This window comes from Methylococcus sp. ANG (assembly GCF_040730495.1).
Taxonomy (GTDB): Bacteria; Pseudomonadota; Gammaproteobacteria; order Methylococcales; family Methylococcaceae; genus Methylococcus.
This window is the reverse complement of record NZ_CP160399.1, coordinates 2,965,635-2,987,901: the sequence shown is the minus strand read 5'-3', so window position 1 is coordinate 2,987,901 and position 22,267 is coordinate 2,965,635. Positions and strand designations below refer to the sequence as shown.

The window sequence follows — 22,267 nt, the reverse complement described above, 5'->3', positions numbered from 1 at the left end:
TCCGCTAGAGCAGGCCCGCCACCTGGACGGATTTCCGCTCCGAGCTCAGCTCCTCCTCGAAGCAGCCGATGACGTAGCCACCGGGAAATTCGACCAGATACACCGGGATGTTGGCTTCCTCGTGGTGGCCGATCTGGACGATCTCGCCTTCCGTACCGGCCGCGACCAGCAGGGCCTCGGGCGCATGATCGGGGTAGCTGCCGTCGTTGAAGATGTCGACTTCGGTGGAAACCTTCTGTCCCCATTGATAGATCGGAGCGCGTTGGTCGATCATGCGGCTTCCTCCTTGGGTTCGGCCGTCTGCTTCGGCGGCGGCGGGTTGTCGACCGACTCCAGCTCCCGGCCTTTCATGCCGACCGCATAGCCCCGGTCGGGGAAGTCCACGGCGTAGATGTAGAACTGCTGGAGAAAGGTGTTGATGCTCTTGACGTAGCCGACCTCACCCTTCTTGACCAGCACTTCGCCGATTTCCGCACCGGTGAAGGTGCCGTCGTTGCGCACCACCTTCTTGGACTTGACCTTTTCGCCGAAGTTGAATTTCGGCGGGTCGTTCAATTCCATGCTATCGCTGTCGCGACTGATATCACCCATGGCTATCCCCTTGATTCATCTCTAGCAGGCTTCCGGCAAAACGCCGCCGGCCTGCGGTTCGTTAAGCCGCTGCGCCACCAGCTCCCGCACCGCCTGGTCGGGGTCGGCACGCATGGGCTCCAGGTCGGCAGGCTCCAGCCGGCTGGCGACCTCGTAACGCAAGCGCCAGTCGGGATCCTTGACGAGCTGCCTCAACTGCTTGTTATCCATGCGCCTGACCGCCGCCAGCCGGACCGGCATTTCCGTATCCGCCGCCAGCGTCGGCAGCCATTCCGGCGCGATCCGCTGCGCCACCACTTTGCGAACCTCCGGGTCGCGGTCGTGGATCATCTTCACCAGCAGGCCGGGCGGCAGGCGCCGTGCCACGATCTGCCGCACGAAATAATCCTCGTCGCCGATCATCGCAGCCAGATCGCCCGGCTCCGCCCGCTCGGCCACCCTGACCCGGACGTCCCGGTGCGGATCGCGCCGGAGGATTTCGAACTGCTTGGAGCGCACCGGCAGACGCTGGGCCACGCTCTGCCGCACGGTCTCGTCCGGGTCGCCGACCAGCCGCGGCAGATAGAACAGCTCCACGTGCTTGGCCGCCACCGCCCGGGTCTCGAAATACGGATGCTCCAGGTAGGATTTGGCCAGATCCGGATTCCACTTGAAGAACCGGTCGATGCGGCGGGCGTAGCGATCGTGCACGCAGGCGTGGCCGAGATGGCAGCGGCCTTCGGTCAGACCCTCCCGCTGCTCGCATCGGCTGCAATCCAGCAGAATGCCCTGCCAGTCTCGCGCCTCTTCGATGTCATTCGTCGTCGTCCCCATTGGCCTGCCTCTCCAGGACGCCCATCAACACCTTACCGCCGAGCTTGTCCGCCGGGTCCAGCTCCAGCAATTTCTCAACCGCGGCCCGGCCTTCTTCCAGGTTGCCCAGGCGCATCTGCAGATAGGCATAGCCCTTGAGCGTGAACAGGAAGAACCGCGGCACGATGGCCTCGAAGCTGGTGAAATTCGCATCCGCCGGCTTGGCTTCCCGCCAATCGGGGGACATGCCGTTGTCGAGCGCCGCCTTCACCAGGCACTCTTTGGCGATTTCCAGAGCGTCGGCCAGCCGGTTCTTGTAGAAGTAGAACCGGTACTTGCCGATGTAGACCGCCGCATGCCCCGGCGCAAGCTCCCAGGCCGCCTGCAGATGCCCCAGCGCCACCTCGTCCCGGTGATAGTTCTGCCCGGCCAGACGCAGATGCCGCTCCGCTTCGGCGGGCAAGCCCTCGCCCAGGCATTCCGCCACCGGATCGCCGTCGAGCGCGCCTAAGACCGGCTCCTCCGTGGCTTTGAGCGCCGCGCTGTCAGCAGCCGTGCCCATGTCCGGCTCAGGCGCTCTTGATGGGGATGCTGGAAATCCCCACGGAAACCTCGGCCGGAACGGCGCCCGGCGCGTTGGTGCCGCAGCTTCCGCAACCCGTCGCTTTCGGATCGATGAACACCAGACCGCTCTGCAAAGGAGTGTCCTTGAAATCCATGGTCACGCCCTGCAGCAGCAAGCGGCTCTCCGCGGGCAGGAACAGCTTCAGCCCCTGTACGGTGACGACGGCATCACCCGGCAAGGGCGCGGCTTCGACGCTGAATTCGGAAGCCAGGCCGGAACAGCCGCCCGGGCTGACCAGCAACCTGAAGCCGGCGTCGGGTCCGGCGCCGCCGAAACGCACCATGCGCTGAATGAACTTTTCCGCACTCGGAGTGATGGTTAGATCCATTGATGTTCCCCTTAAGCCGCTTCGTATCGCGGGTAGTTTTCGTCAAGGATGCAGGTGAGGTCGATGGGACACACCGCCACGCACTGCGGTTCGTCGTAATGGCCGATGCACTCGGTGCATTTGGCCGGGTCGATCACGAACAGCCCATTGCTCGCTTCCGAAATGGCCTGGTTCGGACATTCCGGCTCGCAGGCGCAACAGCCCGTGCAGTTTTCTTCGACTATGGTGTAAGCCATGTTTCAAACTCCTGGGTGGGATACCCTCGTTCCCAGCCTTTCCCTTCTGGGCATTGCCGTAGAGTTAAATGTGCCTCGTCACCCCGGCAGGGAATGCCGGGGTCCAGGAACCAAGGATGGTTACGGCCTAACACATCCCTGTGCCCTGGATTCATGCCGGGCTGTCCTGCCCGGCACCCTGCGGGCCGTTGCCAATCCGCTCCTGGCGGATTGGTCCGGCGATCCCTGCCGGAATGACGGCTTAACTGAATCTATTTCCCCACATCAAGCCGCAATCAAAGCGCCCTGGCGGATTTCCGCATCGCCCTTGGCGACGTGCTCAATCTCGCCGGCCGCAACCTTGTCGATGTACTCCTTGAAGTAAGCGATCGCCGACTGCTCGATGAACTGACCGGCGTACTGGTCCACCGGATCGATGCCCGCCGTCTTCAGATCGTTCTTCGGACAGCCGCCGATCTTGGCCACGAATACCGCATGGCAGTCGTTGATGGCCCGGATCACCGTGCCCAGCGCGTCCTCCTCGCCATAGCCGCCCTGGCAGTACAGGTCCACCCGGCGGTGGCCGACGAACTTGGCGCCCGAGGTCGACAGCTCGTAGATCTGGAACTCGCTGGCATGGCCAAAGTGCTCGTTGACCTTGCCGCCGCCCTTGGTCGCCACCGCGATCAGCATCTTGATGTCGGAATGCGCGCCGGCCAGGGTCTGCAGTTCTTCCTGCTTGGCCGCCACCACCGCCTGACGCTCGCTCTCCACGGCGGCCTGGTAGGCCTTGCGAGCGTCGAGGTCGTAATTGACCTCCATCTCCATGATCTTGTCGGTGGTGAACTCCGCGCTGCGGTCCTCGCCCAGCAGACCCACCGCATCGGCGCGGCACTGGCGGCAATGGCGCATCATGTTCATCTCGCCTTCGCAGCTGTCCTGCAGCGCCTTCAGTTCCTGCGCCGTCGGGCCGCGCTGGCCGGTCAGTCCGAACACGGTGCCGTGCTCCGGCGCCGAGATCAGCGGCATGATGTTGTGCAGGAAGGCCCCGCGCGACTTCACCGCCTTGTTGACCTCGACCAGATGCTGGTCGTTGATGCCCGGAATCATCACCGAATTGATCTTCGACAGGATGCCGCGCTCGGTCAGCATCTCCAGGCCCTGCAACTGGCGTTCGGTCAGGATCTTGGCCGCATCCACGCCGGTGTAGCGTTTCTTGTTGTAGTAGATCCAGGGATAGATCTTGGCGCCCACCTCCGGATCGATCATGTTGATGGTGATGGTGACGTGATCGATGTTGTACTGAGACAGCCGATCGACGTGATCGGGCAGGGCCAGGCCGTTGGTGGACACGCACAGCTTGATGTCCGGCGCGGTCTTGGCGATCAGCTCGAAGGTCTTGAAGGTCTTTTCCGGATTGGCCAGCGGATCGCCGGGACCGGCGATGCCGAGCACCGTCATCTGCGGAATGGTGGAAGCCACCGCCAGCACCTTCTTCGCCGCCTGTTCCGGAGTCAGCTTTTCGCTCACCACGCCCGGCCGGCTCTCGTTGGCACAGTCGTACTTGCGGTTGCAGTAGTTGCACTGGATGTTGCAGGCCGGAGCCACCGCCACATGCATGCGCGCGTAGTGATGGTGCGCCTCTTCGCTGTAGCAGGGATGGTTCTTCACCTTCTCCCAGATTTCCGGCGGCAGATCATTCTCGCCCGCGCCGGAACCGCAGCTCGCCTTGCCGGAGCCGCCGGAAGTGCCGCAGCCCTTGTGCTCCGCGACCTTCTGCATGATCTCGTCGACATTCGCCGCGGCGTTGACGCCCGCGGACTCCGCCCCCGTATGGTTCTGCACTGTTTGCATTGCTAGACTCCTAAATTCGTTTGCCCGTCGCTGCTTCGTCCCGACACGCCCCTTGAATTCGTTCGCTACCCACCGGTTTGAAGCATCCGGTGCGGAACATTGGTAGACACTCACGACTAGACCGAAGCAATCGGCGTACCACACCAGGATATCTAGCAAAAACAAGCCCTTGATTTAATTACCACACGAATCGAACGTGTTTAGGGGAGCACAAATCCGCCGGATTTGGTCGAGCTTGTCCGGAACGCGACAAACAAAAGTGCCTCACCGATCCTGGGTAGCCCGTGCCTACGAAGTCCCCCTGCAAGCGGGGTAATGCGTGGAAAGAAATGGCCTTGCCTCGCCATCCATAGACCCGCGATTGTCGATGCCGTCGACACATCGCCGGTTTATGTCGACAAAATAGAAAACCCTCGACACATTGGATTGATGTGTCGAGGCCATCGACATAGACTGCGGATGTGTCGAAAAAAATCGATAAACGTCATCGTGAGCCATTGGCAGCCCGACGGGCCTTATCACGATTTGCCGCCGCAGGCGGATATCGAAACCAAGGCCATCCTCAAACGCTGCATCACCGCGCGTGCTGTTCAAGGAATATCGGGCACTCGACCAGCATCCGCCGAACACCCGCACGGCGGAAGAAGTCTGCACCCAGGTCAAGGGAGTGAAAATGACCGTGCGCCGCACGCCCGGTACGGCGTTGGCCAACGATGCGACGGGCGAAGTGGTCCATACGCCGATTGACACCCTCGGGAGACACCATGAACAACCGCATTGAAATCCGCTACTGCACCCAATGCCGCTGGCTGCTGCGCGCGGCCTGGATGGCGCAGGAGCTGTTGACGACCTTCGACCAGGAGATCGGCGAACTGACCTTGAAACCCGGCACGGGCGGCATCTTCGAGGTATGGGCCGACGGCAAACTGGTCTGGTCGCGCAAGGAGCGGGGACGTTTTCCGGAAATCACCGAACTGAAACAGCTCGTGCGGGACGAGATTGCCCCGGAAAGAAGCCTGGGCCATGCCGACAGGAAAGGGGGGCCGGCACATCATTCGGCGGCATAACCGGCGCCGGCCGAACCTTAGGCCGGAGGGAGCGGCCCGGCCTTACCGCTACGACGCCTGAAGCAGCCGCCGCGCCTCCTTGCGCATGGCGCTGCGCTGGAACAGGAGCTTCCAGCGCTCACCGCCGCACTGCCGCCACAGGACCACGGCGCGGATGCCGGCCAGGAGCAGCGCGCGGATGCGGTTGGCGTTGGCGCTGTCGGTGAGATAGGACGGTTGGCCGTTCACCATGACGCGGGGCCGCAGTTGGCTCACGGTGCGCTGATAGAGATCGGCCAGATTGGCGTAGACGGTGTCGTTCAGTTCGCCGAAATACTCGGCCTGCTCCTTGACCTGCTCGACGCCGGTGCGCAGGGTTTCGAGCATGCGGGGGTCGCTGACGAGTTTGCGCTCCAGCAGAATCAGGGTGGCGCCGTAGCGCGCCAGTTCCGCATAGGGGGACTCGAAGCCCGCGAGCTGGCGGTCCAGGAGCTGCAGGCCGGTCTTGATCTTGTCCACCCCGCCGTAGACGGAAGGCACGTCGTCGGCATTGATCGCGAACACGCTGCGGACCACTGCTTCCATGTCGCCGGCATCCGCGGCGCCGCGCTGGGCGATCTGTCTGACGAGGTGGGTGGCCTGAGCCAGGCCGGCCAGAGCGATCACCTGGTTGTCGAGTGTCTTGATCATGACTCGGTTTCCTGATTTTCGTCCTCGAGGCGCGTCTTGCGCCGGTTGTATTTCACAGCATTGCCCCGCGCCAGATGCACCGGATACTTCTCCGCGTTGCGCTGCATCTTATCCTGGATGGCGGTTTCCAGGTCGATCCCCAGTTTGTCGGCCAGACGGATCAGGTAGATCGCCACGTCCGCCACCTCTTCGGCCACCGCCTGCCTGAGGTCGTCATCGCCCTCCGCGGCCAGGGACTGTTCCGGCGTCAGCCACTGGAAATGCTCCATGAGCTCCGCGCTCTCCACGGCCAGCGCCATGGCTAGATTCTTCGGCGTATGGAATTGATCCCAATGCCGCTCAGCGGCGAATTCACGCAACCGTTGCTGTATCTCGGGCAGGTTCACGACCGGCTTTCCCCTTCTTCAGTGCCTTTGCTTGATTCTGCTCAACTCGTCAAAATAACCCCGGCCGCCCCGTCCATGACCGCCTCCGTCATGGCATCATGTGGGCTGAATTTTGTGAATAAAGGCACGGGAGCTTACCGACTATGGACCGACTGATTGCCGACCTGCAGAAAACCATCCAGGCGCTCGAAACCATCAGCACCACCAAGCCGGCACTCGCGGAGCAGAGCGACGAGCTGCTGGACCAGCTTTTCCAGCAGAAGATCGACCTGGTGGCCGCCTCGCTCAATGCCGAAGCCCCCTCCTACCAGCAGGCATTACAAGCGATTTCGTCGGCGGCCGGCAAGGTGGAAAAGCTGGCCAAGAACCCGGCGGATGCCGCGGACACCTTCAAGTCCGTGGAAAACGCCATCGCCAAGCTGGCGCGTCTGCTCGATCAGGTCGTACACACGCCGTGACCGGGCGGCACCCAGCGTGTCCGCCGATCCAGGCCGACGCGTACGCGCGGCTGGAGCGGCGGATCGGCCGCTGCCATCTGAACCAGCGGCTGGGCATCGAGCACGATTTCGAAGCCCGCATCTTCGGACAGGGCCGCACCTTCTTCCATATCGAGAACTGGAACCGCCTGCACACCCTGCTGCGGCGCATGCTCAAGCTGAGCCTCCTGTACCGGCCCGGCCAGCGCGCCGCCCGCCGCATCGAGATCCGCCGCAACGAATTCAGGCTGCCGCACCTGCCGGAAGCCTTCGACGGCTACACCCTGCTGCACATCAGCGACCTGCACCTGGACATGGCCGTCGACCTTCCGGACGCCCTGATCCGCGCCATCGGCCAGGCCGGGCATTACGACGCCTGCGTACTGACCGGCGATTTCCGCGCCCGCACCTTCGGGCCCTACCGGGGCGCCATCACCGGGCTGGCGCAGGTGCGCCCTCACCTCGACAAGCCGGTGTTCGCCATCCTGGGGAATCACGACACCATCCGCATGGCGCCGGAGATCGAAGACCTTGGGGTCGGCATGCTCCTCAATGAAGCGCGTGAGATCAGCCGGGACGGCGCCTCCATCTTCCTCGCCGGCGTCGACGACCCGCATTACTACCGGGCGGACAACATCGAAAAAGCCGCCGACCCGATCCCGGAAGGCGCCGTCTCCATCCTGCTGTCCCACTCGCCCGAACTGTACCGCCATGCCGCCTACGCCGATTTCGACATCATGCTGAGCGGGCACACCCATGGCGGCCAGATCTGCCTGCCCGGCGGCATTCCGCTGACGCTGAACGCCCGCTGTCCGCGCGCGTTCGGCCGCGGCTACTGGCGCTATCACCGCATGCAGGGCTACACCTCGGCCGGCTCCGGCGTCTCCATCCTGGACGTCCGCCTGAACTGTCCCCCGGAAATCACCCTGCACCGGCTGTCGCGCCTGCCGCCTCAATAAGGGCGGTTGCGGATGCGGAGGCGGTAAAGGACGGCGGACAAGGCGAGTTCGAGGACGATGAACACGATGACGAACCAGGCGATGTAGCTCCATTCCAGGCCGAAGCGCTCCCGCACCGCCAGCAGCGGCAACAGCGACTCCGGCACCTGGTCCAGACCCAGCGCCATGCCGCTGGAGCCGATCCCGAGCCGCCGCTTGAGGAAACTGGATAAGAGGTCTCCGGCCAGCGATGCCGCGCCGACCAGCGCACCGACCTCCCAGGCCAACCCCAGCAGCGGCGCAGTGGCCGCCGCCGCACCTATGCCGCAGACCAGCCCCCGCCAGGTCTTGCTCGGCCCGAACCACGGCCGCCCATCCGGGAAGCGGCGGCCGCCGTCCACCGGCCAGCCGAAGCGGTCTCCCAACAGCTTCCGCAGCAGGATGGGGGTGCCATTCGCCATCATCAGTAGGATGAGCAGTCGCGCGGTCATTCCCGTGATTTCGGCGCCCATATCGTTGCATCCGTAAATTCGCTACGATGCCGATCATAATCCGAACCGCCTTGGGCGTATCCCTCCTATGACCGACTCAGATTCCGCCCGCTGGGAGCATTTCGAACACATGGCCGACATCGGCGTGCGCGGCTTCGGCGCCACGCCGGACGAGGCCTTCTCCCAGGCGGCACTGGCGCTGTCGGCGGTGATCTGCGACCCGGCCTCGATCCGGACAACGGAAAAAGTCGAAGTGGAATGCGAGGCCGCCGACCTGGAACTCGCCCTGGCGGACTGGCTCAATGCGCTGGTCTACGAAATGTCGGTGCGGGGGATGGTGTTCGGGCGGTTCCGGGTCGACATCGCCCATGACCGGCTGAAGGGCATCGCCTGGGGCGAGCCCCTGGACCCGCTGCGCCATCGGCCGGCGGTGGAGATCAAGGGCGCGACCTATACCGAGCTCAAGGTGGAGCGCGAAGCGGGCGGCCTGTGGCGCGCCCAGTGCGTGGTGGACGTTTGACGGGGAGGATTGCCATGAACATCGACCGTCTCGAACAGATCGACGCCTACACGTGGCGCCTGAATCCGGAAACCGGCATGCACGTGCCCGCCATCCTGTACGGCGACGAGGCCCTGGTCCGCGCCATGGACGACAAGGTGCTGGAACAGGCCGCCAACGTCGCCAGGCTGCCCGGCATCGTCCAGGCCAGCTACGCCATGCCCGACGCCCACTGGGGCTACGGCTTTCCCATCGGCGGCGTGGCTGCTTTCGATGCAGGCGCGGGCGGCGTGGTTTCGGCCGGCGGCGTCGGTTTCGACGTCTCCTGCGGTGTGCGAACCCTGCTCACCGGCCTCAAACGCCCCGCCGTCGAACCGGTGAAAACCTTACTGGCCGACGCCCTCTACGCCGACATCCCGGTCGGGCTCGGCAGTCACGGCAAGATCCGGCTGGACACCCAGGGCCTCGATGCCATGCTGAAAGGCGGCGCTCGATGGGCGGTCGAACAGGGCTGGGGCGAGGCGCGTGACCTGGCCCGCATCGAGGAACACGGGCGCATGGAGGGCGCCCGGCCGGAAAACGTCTCGGCCCGCGCCAAGGAACGCCAGCGCGCGGAGATGGGCACCCTCGGCTCCGGCAACCACTACCTGGAAGTCCAGGAAGTGGCCGAGATTTTCGACGCGGGGGCTGCTCTGGCCTTCGGCATCGCGGCGGGCGATCTGGTCGTCAGCATCCATTGCGGCTCGCGCGGCCTGGGCCACCAGATCGGGACCGAATATCTGCGCCTGATGCAGGGCGCGGCGAAGCAATATGGCATCGTCCTCCCCGACCGCGAGCTGGCCTGCGCCCCGATCGAGTCCGAAGTCGGGCAGGAGTATCTCGGCGCCATGCGCGCCGCCATCAACTGCGCCCTCGCCAACCGCCAGATCCTCACCCACCTCACCCGGCAGGTGTTCGCCCGCGTGCTGCCCGCGGCCCGGCTGGAGCTGCTGTACGACGTCTCCCACAACACCTGCAAATTCGAGGAGCACCTCGTGGACGGCGAGCGCCGCCGGCTCTATGTCCACCGAAAAGGCGCGACCCGCGCCTTCGGCCCCGGCCGTCCGGACCTGCCGGCGGCATTCGCCGAAACCGGCCAGCCCGTGCTCATCGGTGGCTCCATGGGCACGGCGTCCTACATCCTGGCCGGCACGTCGCGGAGCGAGGCGCTCTCCTTCGCCTCCGCCTGCCATGGTGCCGGCCGCAGCATGAGCCGCCACCAGGCCACCCGGACTTGGCAGGGCCGGCAAGTGATCGACCAGCTCGCCGAACGCGGCATCCTCATCCGCAGCCCTTCGTACCGGGGCGTCGCCGAGGAAGCCCCTGGCGCCTACAAGGACGTCCACGCCGTGGTGCAGGCTTCCGACCGGGCCGGGCTGGCGCGGCTGGTCGCCCGGCTGGAACCGATCGTCTGCATCAAAGGGTGACGCGGCCGTGGACTTGAAGCGTCATCAAGCCCACGTTCAAAGGATTCGCTCGGGAAAAAAAGACCCCGGCAGCGGCGTTCGCCACCAGGGTTTTGAGAGGGGCATTCCTTTCCCAGACACACACCACAGAGAAACGACGTCCCGGCAAGGAGACTGGAGCCGGAACTCGCCGACCTCGGGACTGCCAGCGATGGCCTCACCCGGAAATCTTCCAGGCTGGTCCCGACGTCGAGGACAGACTAACGCAAATGAGAATGTTTCTCAACTTATTTTTTTCACCCTCCAATGTTTAACCACAAGAAACATAGCTTAGACTTTTTATATATTGTTCACTCCGGAAGAACGGTATAGACTCCAAACCAGTTGTCATCAGGCTGGTTCCGTGTAGAGAGGTCCGTTGTATGAATACCGTTCAGGCGATTCCGTTGTTCTCACAAGCGTTTCAGGACATTTCGAGCTATATCGCCAGCATCCGCGCGCCGTATACGCTCCAGGACATCCAAGGCTTCAACACGGCGTACAAGCGGGCGTACCCCTCCCTCAGCCGGGAAGAAAAACGCAGGATCGAGGCGTTCGTGGATACGATGATCGAGCGCGTAGCCCAAAAGGAACTTGCGAGCAAGATTTTCGGCGTCGTCTAAGACCCGCCTCCTACGCTCAATCCGGCGCCGAGTTCCGAGCCGGGTCTTACTCCGTACTGGTATACTGCTTCGCCGTCCCGATGACCGAAGGGGTATCGGCCCATGCGGATCTCCCTCTCAACCGCTCTCACGGCTCCGCATGGCTCGCCCCTGCGCCGGAGCGAACCGCTGGCGTACCGTCTCGCACGCTTCCAACGTTTCCTGGCGCCGATGTCTTTCCCCAGGCGTTCGTATTGCGGAACAGCCAGCGCAACAACGTCTTGGTGCCGCGGTGCCGTTCTTGCAGCGCCTGACCGAGACTGCCGAGTCCGCGTCACGAAAACCCTGCCGGACTGCCCCCCCCCTGGAATGCATACAGAAAAACGCCACACCGACAAAGAATAAGATCAAATGAGGAGACACTTATGATGATTTTCCACGCGCTTCCATCAGGCTCTATCCGGAAAGGATTGGCGAGCACTTTATTGCTGCTGCTGAGCGCGGCCGCTCTTCTGACCGGCTGCGGCGAACAGTCGAATAGCGGCACTGCCCTCAACGAGCCAGTGCAAAAATACGAAAAAGATGCGACGCTCGCCGGAACGGTAACCGGCCAGAACGGCGCCATCACCAATGGCAAAATCCTGGCCACTGACGAAAAAGGCAACGTCATTTCCATCAGTACCCTGGAAAATACCAGCCGGTATTCCATCGTGATCCCGGCCGGTACCCTTTTGCCCATCCTGCTGCAGGTCCATCCCGACGCCGGGTCCGAAAATGGAAAACCGCTCACTCTGGCCATTGCCGATGCATCGATGACCAACTACAACATCAACCCGCTGACTACGGCGATAGCCGAAAAAGCCAAATCCCTGGGCGGCTATACACGGAAAAACCTGATGGCCGCAGCCGTACTCAGCACCTCCGTGCCGGACGAGGACAAGACCTCTTCAGGCTTCCGCGGAGATCCGACCAAAAATTACGGCGGCTGGCATTGACGCGACTGGCGTCCAACGCCGCCCCATTGTAATGCCCCTGGGCATGCCGGAATGGAAGCCGCAAACTCCTTGGCAAACCCGGAATTTGCGGCCGTCATCTTGCCGGCAAGGGGAGGCCGCAATCCTTCCTATGTGTCCGTGGCCGTCCGGCTTAGAAAGTCTCGAAACCATTTGGGATTGACCAGAATGATGTAGATAAGGAACGATTCGCTGACCGGCACGAATATGACAAGATAATGGATAAGCAGCAACACAACACATAACAGCAGACGCAATATCAACGCTGGATACGACATAGGCGGACACCGTTTTTTACCGGATCACCGATGCTTGATCCGGCCTCTTTCCATTCCATGTTAATGGCAATATGCGGCGCCAGGCCAGGACTTCTTTGAAGCAGCCCGGCTATTGACGACCGCCCCCGGTTTTCCTGCACGGACTCTCGAGGCAATAACCTTGCCGCGATGAAGTGGTCTGCCGCATCGGAACAGATGAGCACGGCTCACTACGACGTCACGGCCTTTCGGACACGGCCTATCCGACGAGTCGCTGGTGTCTACGAGGGATGAATCGTCGAAGGCAGCCTGCCGGTCGGGGCTTGATCTTCAGAAGAGAGGTACGTCCCTGCACCTCAAAAAGACAGGACTTTAAGATTGTTACTGCTGCTGCTTCGCCTTGGCAATCTGCTCGTCGATTTCCTTGGAGGTTTCCGTATAAGCCTTTTCCGGAATCGCTTCCTTATGGGTATTCTTGAAAACGAATACAAGAGCTATAACAAAAACTATCAAGCCGCCAATATAGAACCAAAAGTTATCTTTTTCTTGTTCCATTTCGACCTCCTCAAGTTGATTTCTTAGAATGGTACGGCACGCAGGACCTGCGAACCGCAGCCATCCTAACCATGCAATCGTGACATCATCATTACCATATCAATAAGGATCCGTGACGAACCGATGCTGCAGCCAGGACGCATCCGCGAGATCAGACTTCAGCCACTCTCACGGATTTCAAATGGATTATTGAGGATACCAGGCATTTCCCGACAGACGGTTTTCGGAATGCTCCTGTCCCTGACTCGCCGCGGCTAACCGTAATTTCGCTTACTCGGCTATTAAGCCCAGTGGTGACTTCCTCGACATCTCGTTCAGACCCGCGGTGTCTCGAGGGAACGTCGAACAAATTTGGCGAAATGCCGTTCCGTAATGACTCTCCACTGGTGCGCATAGGCCAGGGAGTTGCCGGTACAAACCTTCCGACCAACCGGCTCCGCGGACCGAAGTTGATGGCGAACAATCACCCGAGGAAGCTGAAACATTACAATTCTGGGAGGAGCGGTGGCGCCCCGGATACGATTCGAACGTACGACCTTCCCCTCAGGAGGGGGATCGGCCACTTTTTTTATCTATTTCAATATCAACCACTTAAAGCACCACGCCCCGTGCGAACGTGACTAAGCGTGACACCATACTGCGTCTTTTGACTACATAGCGTCACGTTTTAGTCACGTTGATTTGGTTCTCTGAAAGGTGCGTTTCATCCTTCAGCGTACCGGCTCTATGTCGGCTCGGGTGAAAATACGCTTGACGTAACGCGGAATCTGCCTCTAAAGTCACCCCATGATCATCAGCTTCCGAGACAAGCGCACCCGAGAGTTTGCCGAAGGTAAGCGGATCAAAGCCTTTGAAAGCATCGAACGCAAAGCCGGTATGAAGCTCGACCAGCTCGACGCGGCGACCTCCTTACGGGACCTCGAACTGCCAGGCAATCAGCTCGAAGCCCTCAAAGGCGACCGCCAAGGTCAGTACAGCATCCGCATCAACAAACAATGGCGGATATGCTTCGAATGGCCGCTCGACGCACTCGGTCCGGTCAACGTAGAAATCATCGATTACCACTGAGGAATACCATGGCACGCATCGCCATCCACCCTGGCGAACACCTCGCCGAACAACTTGAAGCGCTGGACATGAGCGCCGCCGAACTCGCCCGGCAAATCCAGGTGCCCACCAACCGGATAACCTCAATCCTCAACGGCCAGCGCGCCATCACCGGAGACACCGCCCTGCGCCTCGGCCACTTCTTTGGCACCAGCGCCGAATTCTGGCTAAACCTGCAAAAGCTTTACGAACTGCGCCGGGCCGAACAGAAAGCCGGCGATGCGATCGGCGCCTTACCTACCTTAGCCAAGGCATCGAACGACAATGCCGGGCAATCTCAATGGCGGCAAAACCCCGGATCGCATTGAATCCCTAGCAAGCCATGAGCACCTATCGAACGATCGGCGAAGTTGAAGAACAGTACCTCCGCGACCATCCCGAAGAAATCGACGACTACATCACCGTCCTATTCGACGAATACGCCGAAAGCGGCGACACGGCCGCCTTGATGGCCTCCCTGCGCATCGTCAGCCGAATTAAAGGCTAAGCCGTATTGCCGAAACCTCCGGCCTCAGCCGTAAAGGTGCGCAGAAAGCCCTCTCCGAAAATGGCAATCCGCAATTCGGCAGCGTGAACGCCATTCTCCCCGCCGTGGGCTACCGCCTTACGCCGCAAAAGTTGTCCAAGATACCACACGCGCGTTGATCGGTGCGCTACGCAGGCTAAGCGCACGCTATGCGGGCTCGGAACATCCCATGCTTTGGTTGTCACCCAAACCGACCGCCTAACCAGTCGAGCGATGGTTGACATACCGCGATTGAGGTTCTATTTTCAAGCTGGGCACAATGTATTTTAAGTACCGATTCGACCGGTAGCCTTCCTGCTTGAATCCATTGCGCCTCAGCGCATGAAATCACGGCACATCCAATTCGCATCATGCAGCATCGCGATTCATCATAGATATTACTTGTCGGAGGATAGATATGGAAGAATCGAGCAACGTTATTGATCCGAATCAGGCAATTGAAATACTAGGCATTCAACTCGTCGGTCTATCGGCCGACAATGGCAAACGCATACTAATAACAATAATATTCGTCGCTGCTGTCGTAGCACTCCATTACGGCCTAATGGCGTTTTCTGACTGGATTCAGCGCCGATGCAACAACGAGCGAATAATATTTTGGCTCCGTCAGACCATACGGATGATTACCACGGGGCTAATCCTGATTTGCGTAGTATCCGTGTGGTTCGACAATCCAACCAGCCTGGCTACCGTCTTTGGTCTACTGACAGCCGGACTTGCGTTTGCGATGCAACGCGTAATAACCGCGCTTGTGGGCTACTTTATCATCTTGCGGGGCAAGACCTTCAAGGTGGGCGATCGGATCAGCATCGGCGGTGTGCGAGGTGAAGTCATTGCCCTCCACTTTTTTCATACGACTCTCATGGAAATGGGACAACCGCCTTCAGGGCCGGGTGGAGAAGGAGAGTGGGTCAGGAGCAGGCAATATACCGGGCGAATTGTAACAGTAAGCAATGATAAAATATTCGATGATCCAGTTTATAACTTCTCGGGGGATTTCCCATATTTATGGGAAGAAATCAACCTCCCAATAACATACAACGCCGACCGCACCCGTGCGGAAAACATCCTATTGAGTGCAGCGCGACGTCATGCCATATCATCCACTGAAATCGATGACGACATCCTCAAAGAAATGCAGCATCGCTACAATATACTTAAGGCTGACGACATTGCGCCCAAGGTCTATTTTCGCCTAACCGATAATTGGCTTGAACTTACCGTCCGGTTTGTTACTAAAGATCACGGTATTCGTGAGCTCAAAGACACCATGAGCCGTGAAATTCTTGAAGCTTTGGATCAGGCGGGTATCGGTATCGCATCCGCAACGTTCGAAATCGTCGGGCTGCCACCATTGCAGGTCCGTTATGACGGCAATCCTCGGTGACCTCAATGGACCTCAGCCCATTTACTCGGCCTGTTCGCCTTTGCCGGCCTCTTGGAACGCTGGGAGCCTCGCCCTAGCAGCCTGTCGGACTTAAGGATCTCGCAGCGGCCAAATGCCATGTGCGAGCACGAGTTGCACTATCGTGGTGCGCATTTTGGGCTCTGATCGCGCGAATGGGCTCAAGACGAGCGAATTTCGCCCTATTTCAGGCCCACTGGGCGGATCGCGGGCGCTATACGACCATACGTTTCAAGTTCCACGCGAGGCAAACCAGCGTCCATTCGTTGCGGACATTCTCCAATCCGCGCAGCAAAAACTGGCGGAAGCCCATCACCGACTTGATGATCCCGAACACCGGTTCGACGGTCTGTTTGCGCAACCCATAGGCCGCGCGGCCGGCCTGGGTTTTGAGGGCGTGTTTCATCTGCTCGACGGCGCTGGCTGGCTCCGGCAACGGGGCCAGCTCCTCAAACCGCTCGCACCAGCGCGGATGGTGCGCATCACGCCCGACGGCGATCAGCGGCTCGATCCGGCGGCATTACAGACCTGGACATTCTTCTCGCTGAAGAAGCCGGTATCAGCCACCCTTTGGTCCGGGTGGTTCATCCCCTCGGGAAGTGACCGCAGCTTGCCCAACATCGGTTCGACTTGGTCCTTGTCGTTGGCCGCCTGGGTCACATGCGGTGCCATATAACCAGCATGGACTCGGTATCGACCGTCGCCAGGGCGTTGTAGCACTGCTCGAAGCCCCCTCCGGCCACCTTCATGATGCGGGACTCTTCGTCGGTCAGATTGAGCTGATCGTCCGCCCGCGGACCGGCCTGGGGTGGCTTCGGCGGCTTGCCTCCGGGCTTCTTGCCGGTGGCCTTTTCCTTGGCTATGTCTGCGTTAACAGTTGATACGTCCTGGAACCCGTACCTCGGGGTTTTCATGGCTTTGCAATCAATTGATATTTCAATGAGTTGCAAGTCAGCCAGTAATTTTCAACGTTTAACGCAGACATAGCCTTTTTCCTTGGCTTGCCGCTTGGCCAGCTTGGCTTCATATTTGGTCTGCTCCCGTTCGAAGCGCTCCTTGGCTTGCGCTTCGATCTTGGCCTTGGCGGCCGCAATGGCGGCCAGGCGGTCTTCGCGGCGCTTGATCTCATCCGGCAGGCTCACCCCGTCGGGGACGGTGCTTTGGTCTGCCGCCTCCGCCAGTTCCAGCATCTCTTGGACTTCAGCCCTGAGCTGGGCTTCCAGCTTCTCGGCATGCCCATAGGACAGCGCGCTGTGCGGCGAGGCGTTGGCGTGGACTTTGGTGCCGTCCAGGCTGACCGTGCCAAAGCGCGAGATCTGGTTTTCGCGGGCGACTTGCAGTACCTGCACAAAAATGGCCGCGAACTGCTCGCCGAAGCGGCGGCGGAAGCTGGCCAGGGTGTCGTGGTCCGGGTGTTGATCGCAGGCGATGAAGCGGAAGGCCAGGGAATCGTAGGTGGCCCGCTTGATCTTGCGGCTCGAATGCGTACCCGTCGCGTAGCCGGAGATCAGCAGCGACAGCAGCATCGCCGGATGATAGGCATCGCTGCCGCGGCCTGCATAGGCGCGTTCCAGCGCCGACAGGTCCAGACCTTCGACGACATCTACCACGTAACGCGCCAGGTGCGATTCCGGCAGCCAGTCCTGCACCGACGGCAGCAGCGGGTAGTCGGTCTCGCGGTCTATCGGTCGAAAACGGCTCATGCGATCAGGCTCCAAAGGCGATGCGCAATTCTACCCGGCACTGCGGGGAAAGTCCGACAGGCTGCTAGGCAAGCTCTACTGAGTCGAGCCAATTATCGGGCGCAAAATTGCCCAGCTAGCCCCTGGGTGTTTTGCTCCGAGGATGGAACGCGCATTCAGAGTGTGAAACGTTCATTCGGTACCGCATGTCGACAAGCCGGGATAGCTAAGAACCTGTCTGGTAAAAGTTTAAGCACATTTAGCAAGAGTCAGCTTGAGCATGGCGATGCGAATCATGTTTTCGGCAGTGGCGGTGAGGATTTCGACATCCTTGGCGAGTCGGCGGAACGACCCGAGCCAAGCGAAGGTGCGCTCGACCACCCAGCGCTTGGGCAGGACTGCGAAGCCATCTTTGATCTTCTCGGAAATATGCAGCGTCAACCCCAAGGTCTCGTCGACAAACCGAACGGCGGTGCCGCGATACCCGGCGTCGCCGGAAAAGGCCTGTAGACCGGGATGCTTTTCCGCGGCTCGACGCAGCACCTCGCAAGCCCCCACCGTATCGTGAAGGTTGGCGGCATGAACCTGGACGTGCAACAGATTGCCCAAGACATCGACCACGATATGGCGTTTGCGGCCTTTCACTTTTTTGCCGCCGTCGATGCCACGCTCTTCGCTGTCGTACTGGGTTTTGACGCTTTGCGAATCAATGATGCCGTAGCGGGGACAGGGCGCTCTGCCGTTTTTTTTCGCCGTTGCCGATTCAAGTCGTCCAGCGCGCGTTCCCAAACGCCGTTTTTGTTCCAGCGGCTGAAATGGTCGTACACCGTTTTCCACGGAGGAAAGTCGTTGGGCAACTGCCGCCACTGGGCACCCGTTTTCACCAAGTACAGAATGGCATCGACGATGCGTTTTCGCGAATGCTTACACCCGCTGCCTCGCCGATCATTGGGCTGAAAGTAGCGCTCTATCCGCGCCCATTCGTGCTCTTTCAAATCACTCGGATAACTCAATGGCTTCGCTCGTCAGGTCCAGGGACCATTGACTTTACTACGTTTTGTTTTTCAAGACAGGTTCTAACTTTCGAATCCACGATTGTCGCCATACCGTAGCTTCGTGGCTTGTCATGGACGGGGTCCCACTTGTCGAGGTTCGTGACGTGTTACGGCATAGCACTGTCAAGATGACGGAACGCTACGCTCATTTGCACCCGGAGAACGTTCGCGCCGTCGTTGGGGAGCTAGAGGTGTGTCACGTTTTAGTCACGTCAAAGAGCGAAGACATTGCGACGAATCGCCCGAAAATGCCGCAAGCTCTTGATTACGGAATGAAAGGTGGCGCCCCGGATACGATTCGAACGTACGACCTTCCCCTTAGGAGGGGGACGAAACGCAAAAGCAACAACTATCAGCAACACAACAAAGTAATAATAACAACGTCTTGTGATGATTGAATGATTGTTGCTTGTTGTGGATAACTGCCGTTATTTTCCGGCAAGTGCCCCACCAGTGCCCCATGGGGCAGCGCTGTAGACCGCGCAGGTCAAGGGTTCAGGCTTTGAGCTGGAACGAACGTTGAACGAACGTTGAACGAACGTTGAACGAACGTTGAACGAACGCGCACAACCGTATGCGAACGCATGCGAGCGCGCGGCCTGTCATGGGCACATCAGATTTCACACTCCCCCAAAGTGAGAACAAAAGCCACAAAACCTCCCCGGTGCTGGTGTAACGGTCATGGGCACATCAGATTTCACACTCCCCCAAAGTGAGAACAAAAGCCACAAAACCTCCCCGGTGCTGGTGTAACGGTCAGATGCAGTCTATGAGCTCGGCAAGGCGTTGGCCGATGCTATCAAGCTCCAGGTCGATTACGCTTTTTGGTTCGGTCATGGTGTGCTGTCTGGTCAGGTGATTGATGCGGTGCGCGGGTCCTTCCCCGCGCCATACTCCGGACGGGTGGGCAAACTCGCCCGGTTTGCCTAGTCGCTAGTTGCTACTAGATTTCCTACCTATGCCACGCCAAACCCGCGTGGTTGCTGGGTTTCGGCTGTCATGCAGAGGAAATTCGGCGGTTCCCATTTCCTAGGGGTGCGAAATAGTTTTCGCAACCCCCGAAGGTGAGAACAAAAGCCACAAAACCCCTTCATTCTGCCCGGTCCGGGGATAGCATGGGGTTTACCTGGTAGGTCCGGCTTGGGCGTCCGCCCATCGGGCCGGGTGGTGTGGGTGTGGGTTTGATGTGTCCCCGCTCGATTAGGACCTCGACTGCGGGCTCAAGCTCGCTTGCCCGCCTGAACCGGGACTTGTGCGCCGCGTGGCAGTCGCGGAATGTGAACGACCTGAAGCCTTGCCGCTGAATCCATCTGAGCACATGCCGCGCACCATCGAGCGCTGGGTCCGCGCCCATCAGGTCGAAGACAGCAAGCGCGTGGGCGCTCAGGGCGTCCGCTATGCGGATGGCGGCGTCCATGTCTTCGATGCCGATTTCGAGCTTCTCGGGGCCACGAAATACGTTACGCGCCACGTGGAGCAGTCCGGCAATCCGGGCCACGGCACCGGGCAGCTTGCCCGCCCAGTCGGTGCAGTGCTCGAAGGTTCCGCCGGGCCCCATACCAGCCTCGGTCTTGAGCCAGAATGCGGACCATGCCGCGTACGCCTCGGGGTTTAGGTTGAGTGTGTGCGGGCAGGGCGTGCCGTTTTCATCGGTTGCCGGCTGCGCGTTCAGGATTGCCTCGATGCGCCCGGCGTAGCCAGCGGCTAGGTACCCCGGCACCGGTTTAGTGTCACCGGTGCGTTGGCCTAGGTTCGACGGCGGCAAAGCGTACAGGAAGCGGGCCAGTAGGCCGCGTCCGCGAAAGCTCGGCTTTTCGGTCAAGCCGCGTAGAACTTCTGGCTGCGGAGATATGCCGATTGTCAGCGTCGCGTTTTGCATGAACACCGGCGGGCGGCTTCCACGGTCAACCCGCACGGCGGTCCCGGCGTGGCCCTGAAGGTAAACATCCAGGTTCGGGACGCCCCCTGAGTAGCGTCCTGCCATCATTTCAAAAAGCCCCGCCTCGTCGGACAGAATTGCCATCCGTTCGCGGTTGTCGGCCATAATGGTGCCCAGGTTTTCGGGCGTTATGTCGTCTGCCCAAACGCGCGGCGGTTTGGGTATCTCTGGCAAGCTGGCTTCAAGCTCGGCAATTTCCGCCTTCGCCTGGTCGAACTCCGGCCCCTTCGCTTTCGCCGCGACCTTGCGCAGCGCTTCAATCCGCGCCGTTTGCGTCTTGTGGTCGCTCTCGGATCTCTTGATTTCGGGTTCCATTTCCGCGCGCTGCTTGCGCTCCCAGTCGGTCAGCGGCGCGGAAATGATTGATTTGACGGCGGTTTTCCGGCTCCCCGGCGGAAGTGCGGGGCATGTCCACAAGCACAGTGGTTCCCGGTATCCCGGCTTGATTTCAACCTCGAACCGCCCTTGGGCGGCGGTAGCCAAAGCGGCCAGTGTGAACAGGGCGGGCAGCTCTACCGGGGTTTCCGTGCTTGCTGCCACGGCGTGGACAAAGTCGTCCAGCCCTTCCGAGAACGCACCGCGCGGCCAGTCTGGTAGCACGGCGGCTTCCAGGGATATCGGCTCCGGCCAGATGCAATCACCAAAGCTTTCGCCTTGCGTCCATCCTGCGGGCACCGGCTCGGCGTTGGTTTTGATGGCGGCGCGAAGCTCGGACATCAGCCGTTCCCGGTCGTCTTCGGGCACCGGGCGGAAGCCGTCCCATTTCGGGCAGCGGGATTGTATCCAGTCCGCCACGTCACCCGCCGGCGGCAAGTCTGGAAGCCGGACGATGAGCACTTCGGGCGGCGCGGGCAGCTTGGCCAGCTCCCGGCATACGTCCTTGGCGTAGCCTTCGCCGGGGCCGTCACAGTCCGGCAGCAGGTAGATTTTGACGATGCCGGAAAGCGGTGCCCAGTCGGCTTTTGATGCGGACTTGCTGCCTCCCTGCGAAGTGATGGCGGGCAACCCCAGAGATTGCAAGGCGGCAGCGCATTTTTCACCCTCGACGACCAGCGCGGCGCGGCGGTCGGAGCCGGAAAGAACGTCCAGCCCGAATAGCGGCCTCGGATCCGGGCTGGCACCGGCCGCCCATCCGCCGGTTTCGGTCTGTTTGAAAAATGGAATTACGGTTTTACCGTTCTGGTCCTCATATCTTGCCACGACGCCGAGCGTTGAGCCGTCCGGGGAGGAGTATTGCCAGGCCCATTTCAGGGGTTTGCTGTTGAAAGTTTGGGGTATGCCGGTCATGCGATACCCCACTCGTTGGATAGTTTCCGGACGGCATCCGGGAAGCTAAGGCTGTAATGCTGTTGGGTGAATGCGATAACGTCAGCGCCTTTTGAGCCACATGCGAAACAGCAGAAGGCCCCGGTTGCGAGGTTCACCCGGAAACTTCCTGGCCTGGTGTCGGTATGGAATGGGCACAAACCCCCGTCAACCCACGCGGATTCTCGGCGTGGGGTTGGCATGCCGGGGAGTTCATGAGGGTAAAACAGGCGAGGAGATACCCCGGCCTTGATGGTTTGCGCGTCGTGGCGGCGGGTCATTTTACAGACCCCCGTTTGTTAAGCCAATGCACCACGGCGCGGCGGTCGTTTGGGGTTAGGTGGTAGACGCCGCGCCGGATTTCATGCCCGTCTCGGTCAGTGTCCGGAACGCGCTCGCAAGGCAG

At 60.7% G+C, this 22,267-nt stretch carries 28 protein-coding genes and 3 pseudogenes; 14 read left to right on the top strand and 17 right to left on the bottom strand.

Annotation, left to right across the window (positions count from 1 at the left end; all coding sequences use genetic code 11):
* Positions 1–4: 4 nt before the first annotated feature.
* From ABZN20_RS14475 to nifB, 7 genes are all read right to left on the bottom strand, one after another.
* Positions 5–274: a nitrogen fixation protein NifZ gene (locus ABZN20_RS14475; RefSeq protein ID WP_367025699.1), complete on the bottom strand. Its 270-nt coding sequence runs from the start codon at positions 272–274 to the stop codon at positions 5–7.
* On the bottom strand, positions 271–591 hold the full coding sequence (locus ABZN20_RS14470) for a nitrogen fixation protein NifZ (RefSeq protein ID WP_367025698.1): 321 nt from the start codon (positions 589–591) through the stop codon (positions 271–273). The genes ABZN20_RS14475 and ABZN20_RS14470 overlap by 4 nt, the downstream gene beginning before the upstream one ends.
* Before the next feature lie 21 nt (positions 592–612).
* Positions 613–1,404 (bottom strand): 4Fe4S-binding leucine-rich repeat protein, encoded by a 792-nt coding sequence (locus tag ABZN20_RS14465; protein WP_367025697.1) that lies wholly within the window; start codon positions 1,402–1,404, stop codon positions 613–615.
* On the bottom strand, positions 1,385–1,945 hold the full coding sequence (locus ABZN20_RS14460) for a hypothetical protein (RefSeq protein WP_367025696.1): 561 nt from the start codon (positions 1,943–1,945) through the stop codon (positions 1,385–1,387). Before ABZN20_RS14460 ends, ABZN20_RS14465 begins: the two co-directional genes overlap by 20 nt.
* 7 nt (positions 1,946–1,952) lie before the next feature.
* On the bottom strand, positions 1,953–2,336 hold the full coding sequence (locus ABZN20_RS14455; RefSeq protein WP_218808104.1) for a HesB/IscA family protein: 384 nt from the start codon (positions 2,334–2,336) through the stop codon (positions 1,953–1,955).
* A gap of 11 nt (positions 2,337–2,347) precedes the next feature.
* Entirely contained in the window at positions 2,348–2,572 is a 225-nt protein-coding gene (locus tag ABZN20_RS14450; protein ID WP_367025695.1) for a 4Fe-4S binding protein, read from the bottom strand.
* 264 nt (positions 2,573–2,836) lie between these two features.
* Complete coding sequence (gene nifB / locus ABZN20_RS14445; protein WP_218808106.1) at positions 2,837–4,405, bottom strand: nitrogenase cofactor biosynthesis protein NifB; 1,569 nt, start codon at positions 4,403–4,405, stop codon at positions 2,837–2,839.
* Between the two features lie 583 nt (positions 4,406–4,988).
* Between nifB and ABZN20_RS14440 the strand changes: the two genes are divergently transcribed.
* Together ABZN20_RS14440 and ABZN20_RS14435 are read left to right on the top strand one after the other, a co-directional pair.
* Positions 4,989–5,186 (top strand): hypothetical protein, encoded by a 198-nt coding sequence (locus ABZN20_RS14440; protein ID WP_367025694.1) that lies wholly within the window; start codon positions 4,989–4,991, stop codon positions 5,184–5,186.
* Positions 5,170–5,472 carry a SelT/SelW/SelH family protein gene (locus tag ABZN20_RS14435; protein WP_218808108.1) on the top strand — a complete coding sequence of 101 codons (303 nt, stop codon included), beginning with the start codon at positions 5,170–5,172 and terminating at the stop codon, positions 5,470–5,472. Before ABZN20_RS14440 ends, ABZN20_RS14435 begins: the two co-directional genes overlap by 17 nt.
* Positions 5,473–5,520: 48 nt before the next feature.
* Here ABZN20_RS14435 and hflD read toward each other — a convergent pair whose 3' ends face one another.
* Together hflD and ABZN20_RS14425 are read right to left on the bottom strand one after the other, a co-directional pair.
* Positions 5,521–6,141 (bottom strand): high frequency lysogenization protein HflD, encoded by a 621-nt coding sequence (gene hflD, locus ABZN20_RS14430; protein ID WP_367025693.1) that lies wholly within the window; start codon positions 6,139–6,141, stop codon positions 5,521–5,523.
* The gene (locus ABZN20_RS14425) at positions 6,138–6,527 is read right to left on the bottom strand and encodes a nucleotide pyrophosphohydrolase (RefSeq protein WP_367025692.1); all 390 of its coding nucleotides are present in this window, start codon (positions 6,525–6,527) and stop codon (positions 6,138–6,140) included. Before ABZN20_RS14425 ends, hflD begins: the two co-directional genes overlap by 4 nt.
* 143 nt (positions 6,528–6,670) lie before the next feature.
* On the opposite strand from ABZN20_RS14425, the gene ABZN20_RS14420 reads away from it, so the two are divergent.
* Both ABZN20_RS14420 and ABZN20_RS14415 read left to right on the top strand, forming a co-directional pair.
* The gene (locus ABZN20_RS14420; RefSeq protein ID WP_218808111.1) at positions 6,671–6,985 is read left to right on the top strand and encodes a hypothetical protein; all 315 of its coding nucleotides are present in this window, start codon (positions 6,671–6,673) and stop codon (positions 6,983–6,985) included.
* On the top strand, positions 6,982–7,962 hold the full coding sequence (locus ABZN20_RS14415) for a metallophosphoesterase (RefSeq protein ID WP_367025691.1): 981 nt from the start codon (positions 6,982–6,984) through the stop codon (positions 7,960–7,962). The genes ABZN20_RS14420 and ABZN20_RS14415 overlap by 4 nt, the downstream gene beginning before the upstream one ends.
* Here ABZN20_RS14415 and ABZN20_RS14410 read toward each other — a convergent pair.
* Complete coding sequence (locus ABZN20_RS14410) at positions 7,956–8,453, bottom strand: CDP-archaeol synthase (RefSeq protein WP_367025690.1); 498 nt, start codon at positions 8,451–8,453, stop codon at positions 7,956–7,958. The two genes, ABZN20_RS14415 and ABZN20_RS14410, sit on opposite strands and share 7 nt — an antisense overlap.
* A gap of 67 nt (positions 8,454–8,520) precedes the next feature.
* Between ABZN20_RS14410 and ABZN20_RS14405 the strand changes: the two genes are divergently transcribed.
* From ABZN20_RS14405 to ABZN20_RS14390, 4 genes are all read left to right on the top strand, one after another.
* A complete protein-coding gene (locus ABZN20_RS14405) occupies positions 8,521–8,952 on the top strand; it encodes an archease (RefSeq protein WP_367025689.1) in 432 nt (143 codons plus the stop codon).
* A 14-nt stretch (positions 8,953–8,966) separates the two neighbouring features.
* A complete protein-coding gene (locus ABZN20_RS14400) occupies positions 8,967–10,397 on the top strand; it encodes an RtcB family protein (protein ID WP_367025688.1) in 1,431 nt (476 codons plus the stop codon).
* A 401-nt stretch (positions 10,398–10,798) separates the two neighbouring features.
* Positions 10,799–11,038, top strand: coding sequence for a hypothetical protein (locus ABZN20_RS14395; protein ID WP_218808115.1), 240 nt, complete (start codon positions 10,799–10,801; stop codon positions 11,036–11,038).
* 404 nt (positions 11,039–11,442) lie between these two features.
* The gene (locus tag ABZN20_RS14390) at positions 11,443–12,012 is read left to right on the top strand and encodes a hypothetical protein (RefSeq protein WP_367025687.1); all 570 of its coding nucleotides are present in this window, start codon (positions 11,443–11,445) and stop codon (positions 12,010–12,012) included.
* 656 nt (positions 12,013–12,668) lie between these two features.
* Here ABZN20_RS14390 and ABZN20_RS14385 read toward each other — a convergent pair.
* Complete coding sequence (locus ABZN20_RS14385) at positions 12,669–12,842, bottom strand: hypothetical protein (RefSeq protein WP_218808117.1); 174 nt, start codon at positions 12,840–12,842, stop codon at positions 12,669–12,671.
* Between the two features lie 786 nt (positions 12,843–13,628).
* On the opposite strand from ABZN20_RS14385, the gene ABZN20_RS14380 reads away from it, so the two are divergent.
* From ABZN20_RS14380 to ABZN20_RS14360, 5 genes are all read left to right on the top strand, one after another.
* A complete protein-coding gene (locus ABZN20_RS14380; RefSeq protein WP_367025686.1) occupies positions 13,629–13,910 on the top strand; it encodes a type II toxin-antitoxin system RelE/ParE family toxin in 282 nt (93 codons plus the stop codon).
* Positions 13,911–13,918: 8 nt separating this feature from the next.
* Complete coding sequence (locus ABZN20_RS14375) at positions 13,919–14,257, top strand: HigA family addiction module antitoxin (protein WP_367025685.1); 339 nt, start codon at positions 13,919–13,921, stop codon at positions 14,255–14,257.
* Between the two features lie 14 nt (positions 14,258–14,271).
* Positions 14,272–14,436 carry a hypothetical protein gene (locus ABZN20_RS14370; protein WP_367025684.1) on the top strand — a complete coding sequence of 55 codons (165 nt, stop codon included), beginning with the start codon at positions 14,272–14,274 and terminating at the stop codon, positions 14,434–14,436.
* Between the two features lie 5 nt (positions 14,437–14,441).
* On the top strand, positions 14,442–14,594 hold the full coding sequence (locus tag ABZN20_RS14365; protein ID WP_367027571.1) for a DNA-binding protein: 153 nt from the start codon (positions 14,442–14,444) through the stop codon (positions 14,592–14,594).
* A gap of 278 nt (positions 14,595–14,872) precedes the next feature.
* Positions 14,873–15,862 carry a mechanosensitive ion channel family protein gene (locus ABZN20_RS14360; protein ID WP_367025683.1) on the top strand — a complete coding sequence of 330 codons (990 nt, stop codon included), beginning with the start codon at positions 14,873–14,875 and terminating at the stop codon, positions 15,860–15,862.
* A 232-nt stretch (positions 15,863–16,094) separates the two neighbouring features.
* Here the strand turns inward: ABZN20_RS14360 and ABZN20_RS20085 are convergent.
* From ABZN20_RS20085 to ABZN20_RS14330, 4 genes and pseudogenes are all read right to left on the bottom strand, one after another.
* Positions 16,095–16,740, bottom strand: a pseudogene (locus ABZN20_RS20085) (transposase); the annotation flags it as partial.
* A gap of 141 nt (positions 16,741–16,881) precedes the next feature.
* Positions 16,882–17,583: pseudogene (locus tag ABZN20_RS14340) on the bottom strand (transposase); the annotation flags it as partial.
* Between the two features lie 228 nt (positions 17,584–17,811).
* Positions 17,812–18,399 carry an IS5 family transposase gene (locus ABZN20_RS14335; protein ID WP_367025145.1) on the bottom strand — a complete coding sequence of 196 codons (588 nt, stop codon included), beginning with the start codon at positions 18,397–18,399 and terminating at the stop codon, positions 17,812–17,814.
* A pseudogene (locus ABZN20_RS14330) lies at positions 18,399–18,557 on the bottom strand (transposase); the annotation flags it as partial. The gene ABZN20_RS14335 and the pseudogene ABZN20_RS14330, both read right to left, overlap by 1 nt.
* A 62-nt stretch (positions 18,558–18,619) precedes the next feature.
* Here ABZN20_RS14330 and ABZN20_RS14325 point away from each other — a divergent pair.
* Complete coding sequence (locus ABZN20_RS14325) at positions 18,620–19,015, top strand: tyrosine-type recombinase/integrase (RefSeq protein ID WP_423246410.1); 396 nt, start codon at positions 18,620–18,622, stop codon at positions 19,013–19,015.
* 692 nt (positions 19,016–19,707) lie between these two features.
* Here the strand turns inward: ABZN20_RS14325 and ABZN20_RS14320 are convergent.
* Together ABZN20_RS14320 and ABZN20_RS14315 are read right to left on the bottom strand one after the other, a co-directional pair.
* A complete protein-coding gene (locus ABZN20_RS14320) occupies positions 19,708–21,843 on the bottom strand; it encodes a YfjI family protein (RefSeq protein ID WP_367025679.1) in 2,136 nt (711 codons plus the stop codon).
* Positions 21,840–22,064, bottom strand: coding sequence for a CHC2 zinc finger domain-containing protein (locus tag ABZN20_RS14315; protein ID WP_367027570.1), 225 nt, complete (start codon positions 22,062–22,064; stop codon positions 21,840–21,842). The genes ABZN20_RS14320 and ABZN20_RS14315 overlap by 4 nt, the downstream gene beginning before the upstream one ends.
* Positions 22,065–22,267: the final 203 nt, after the last annotated feature.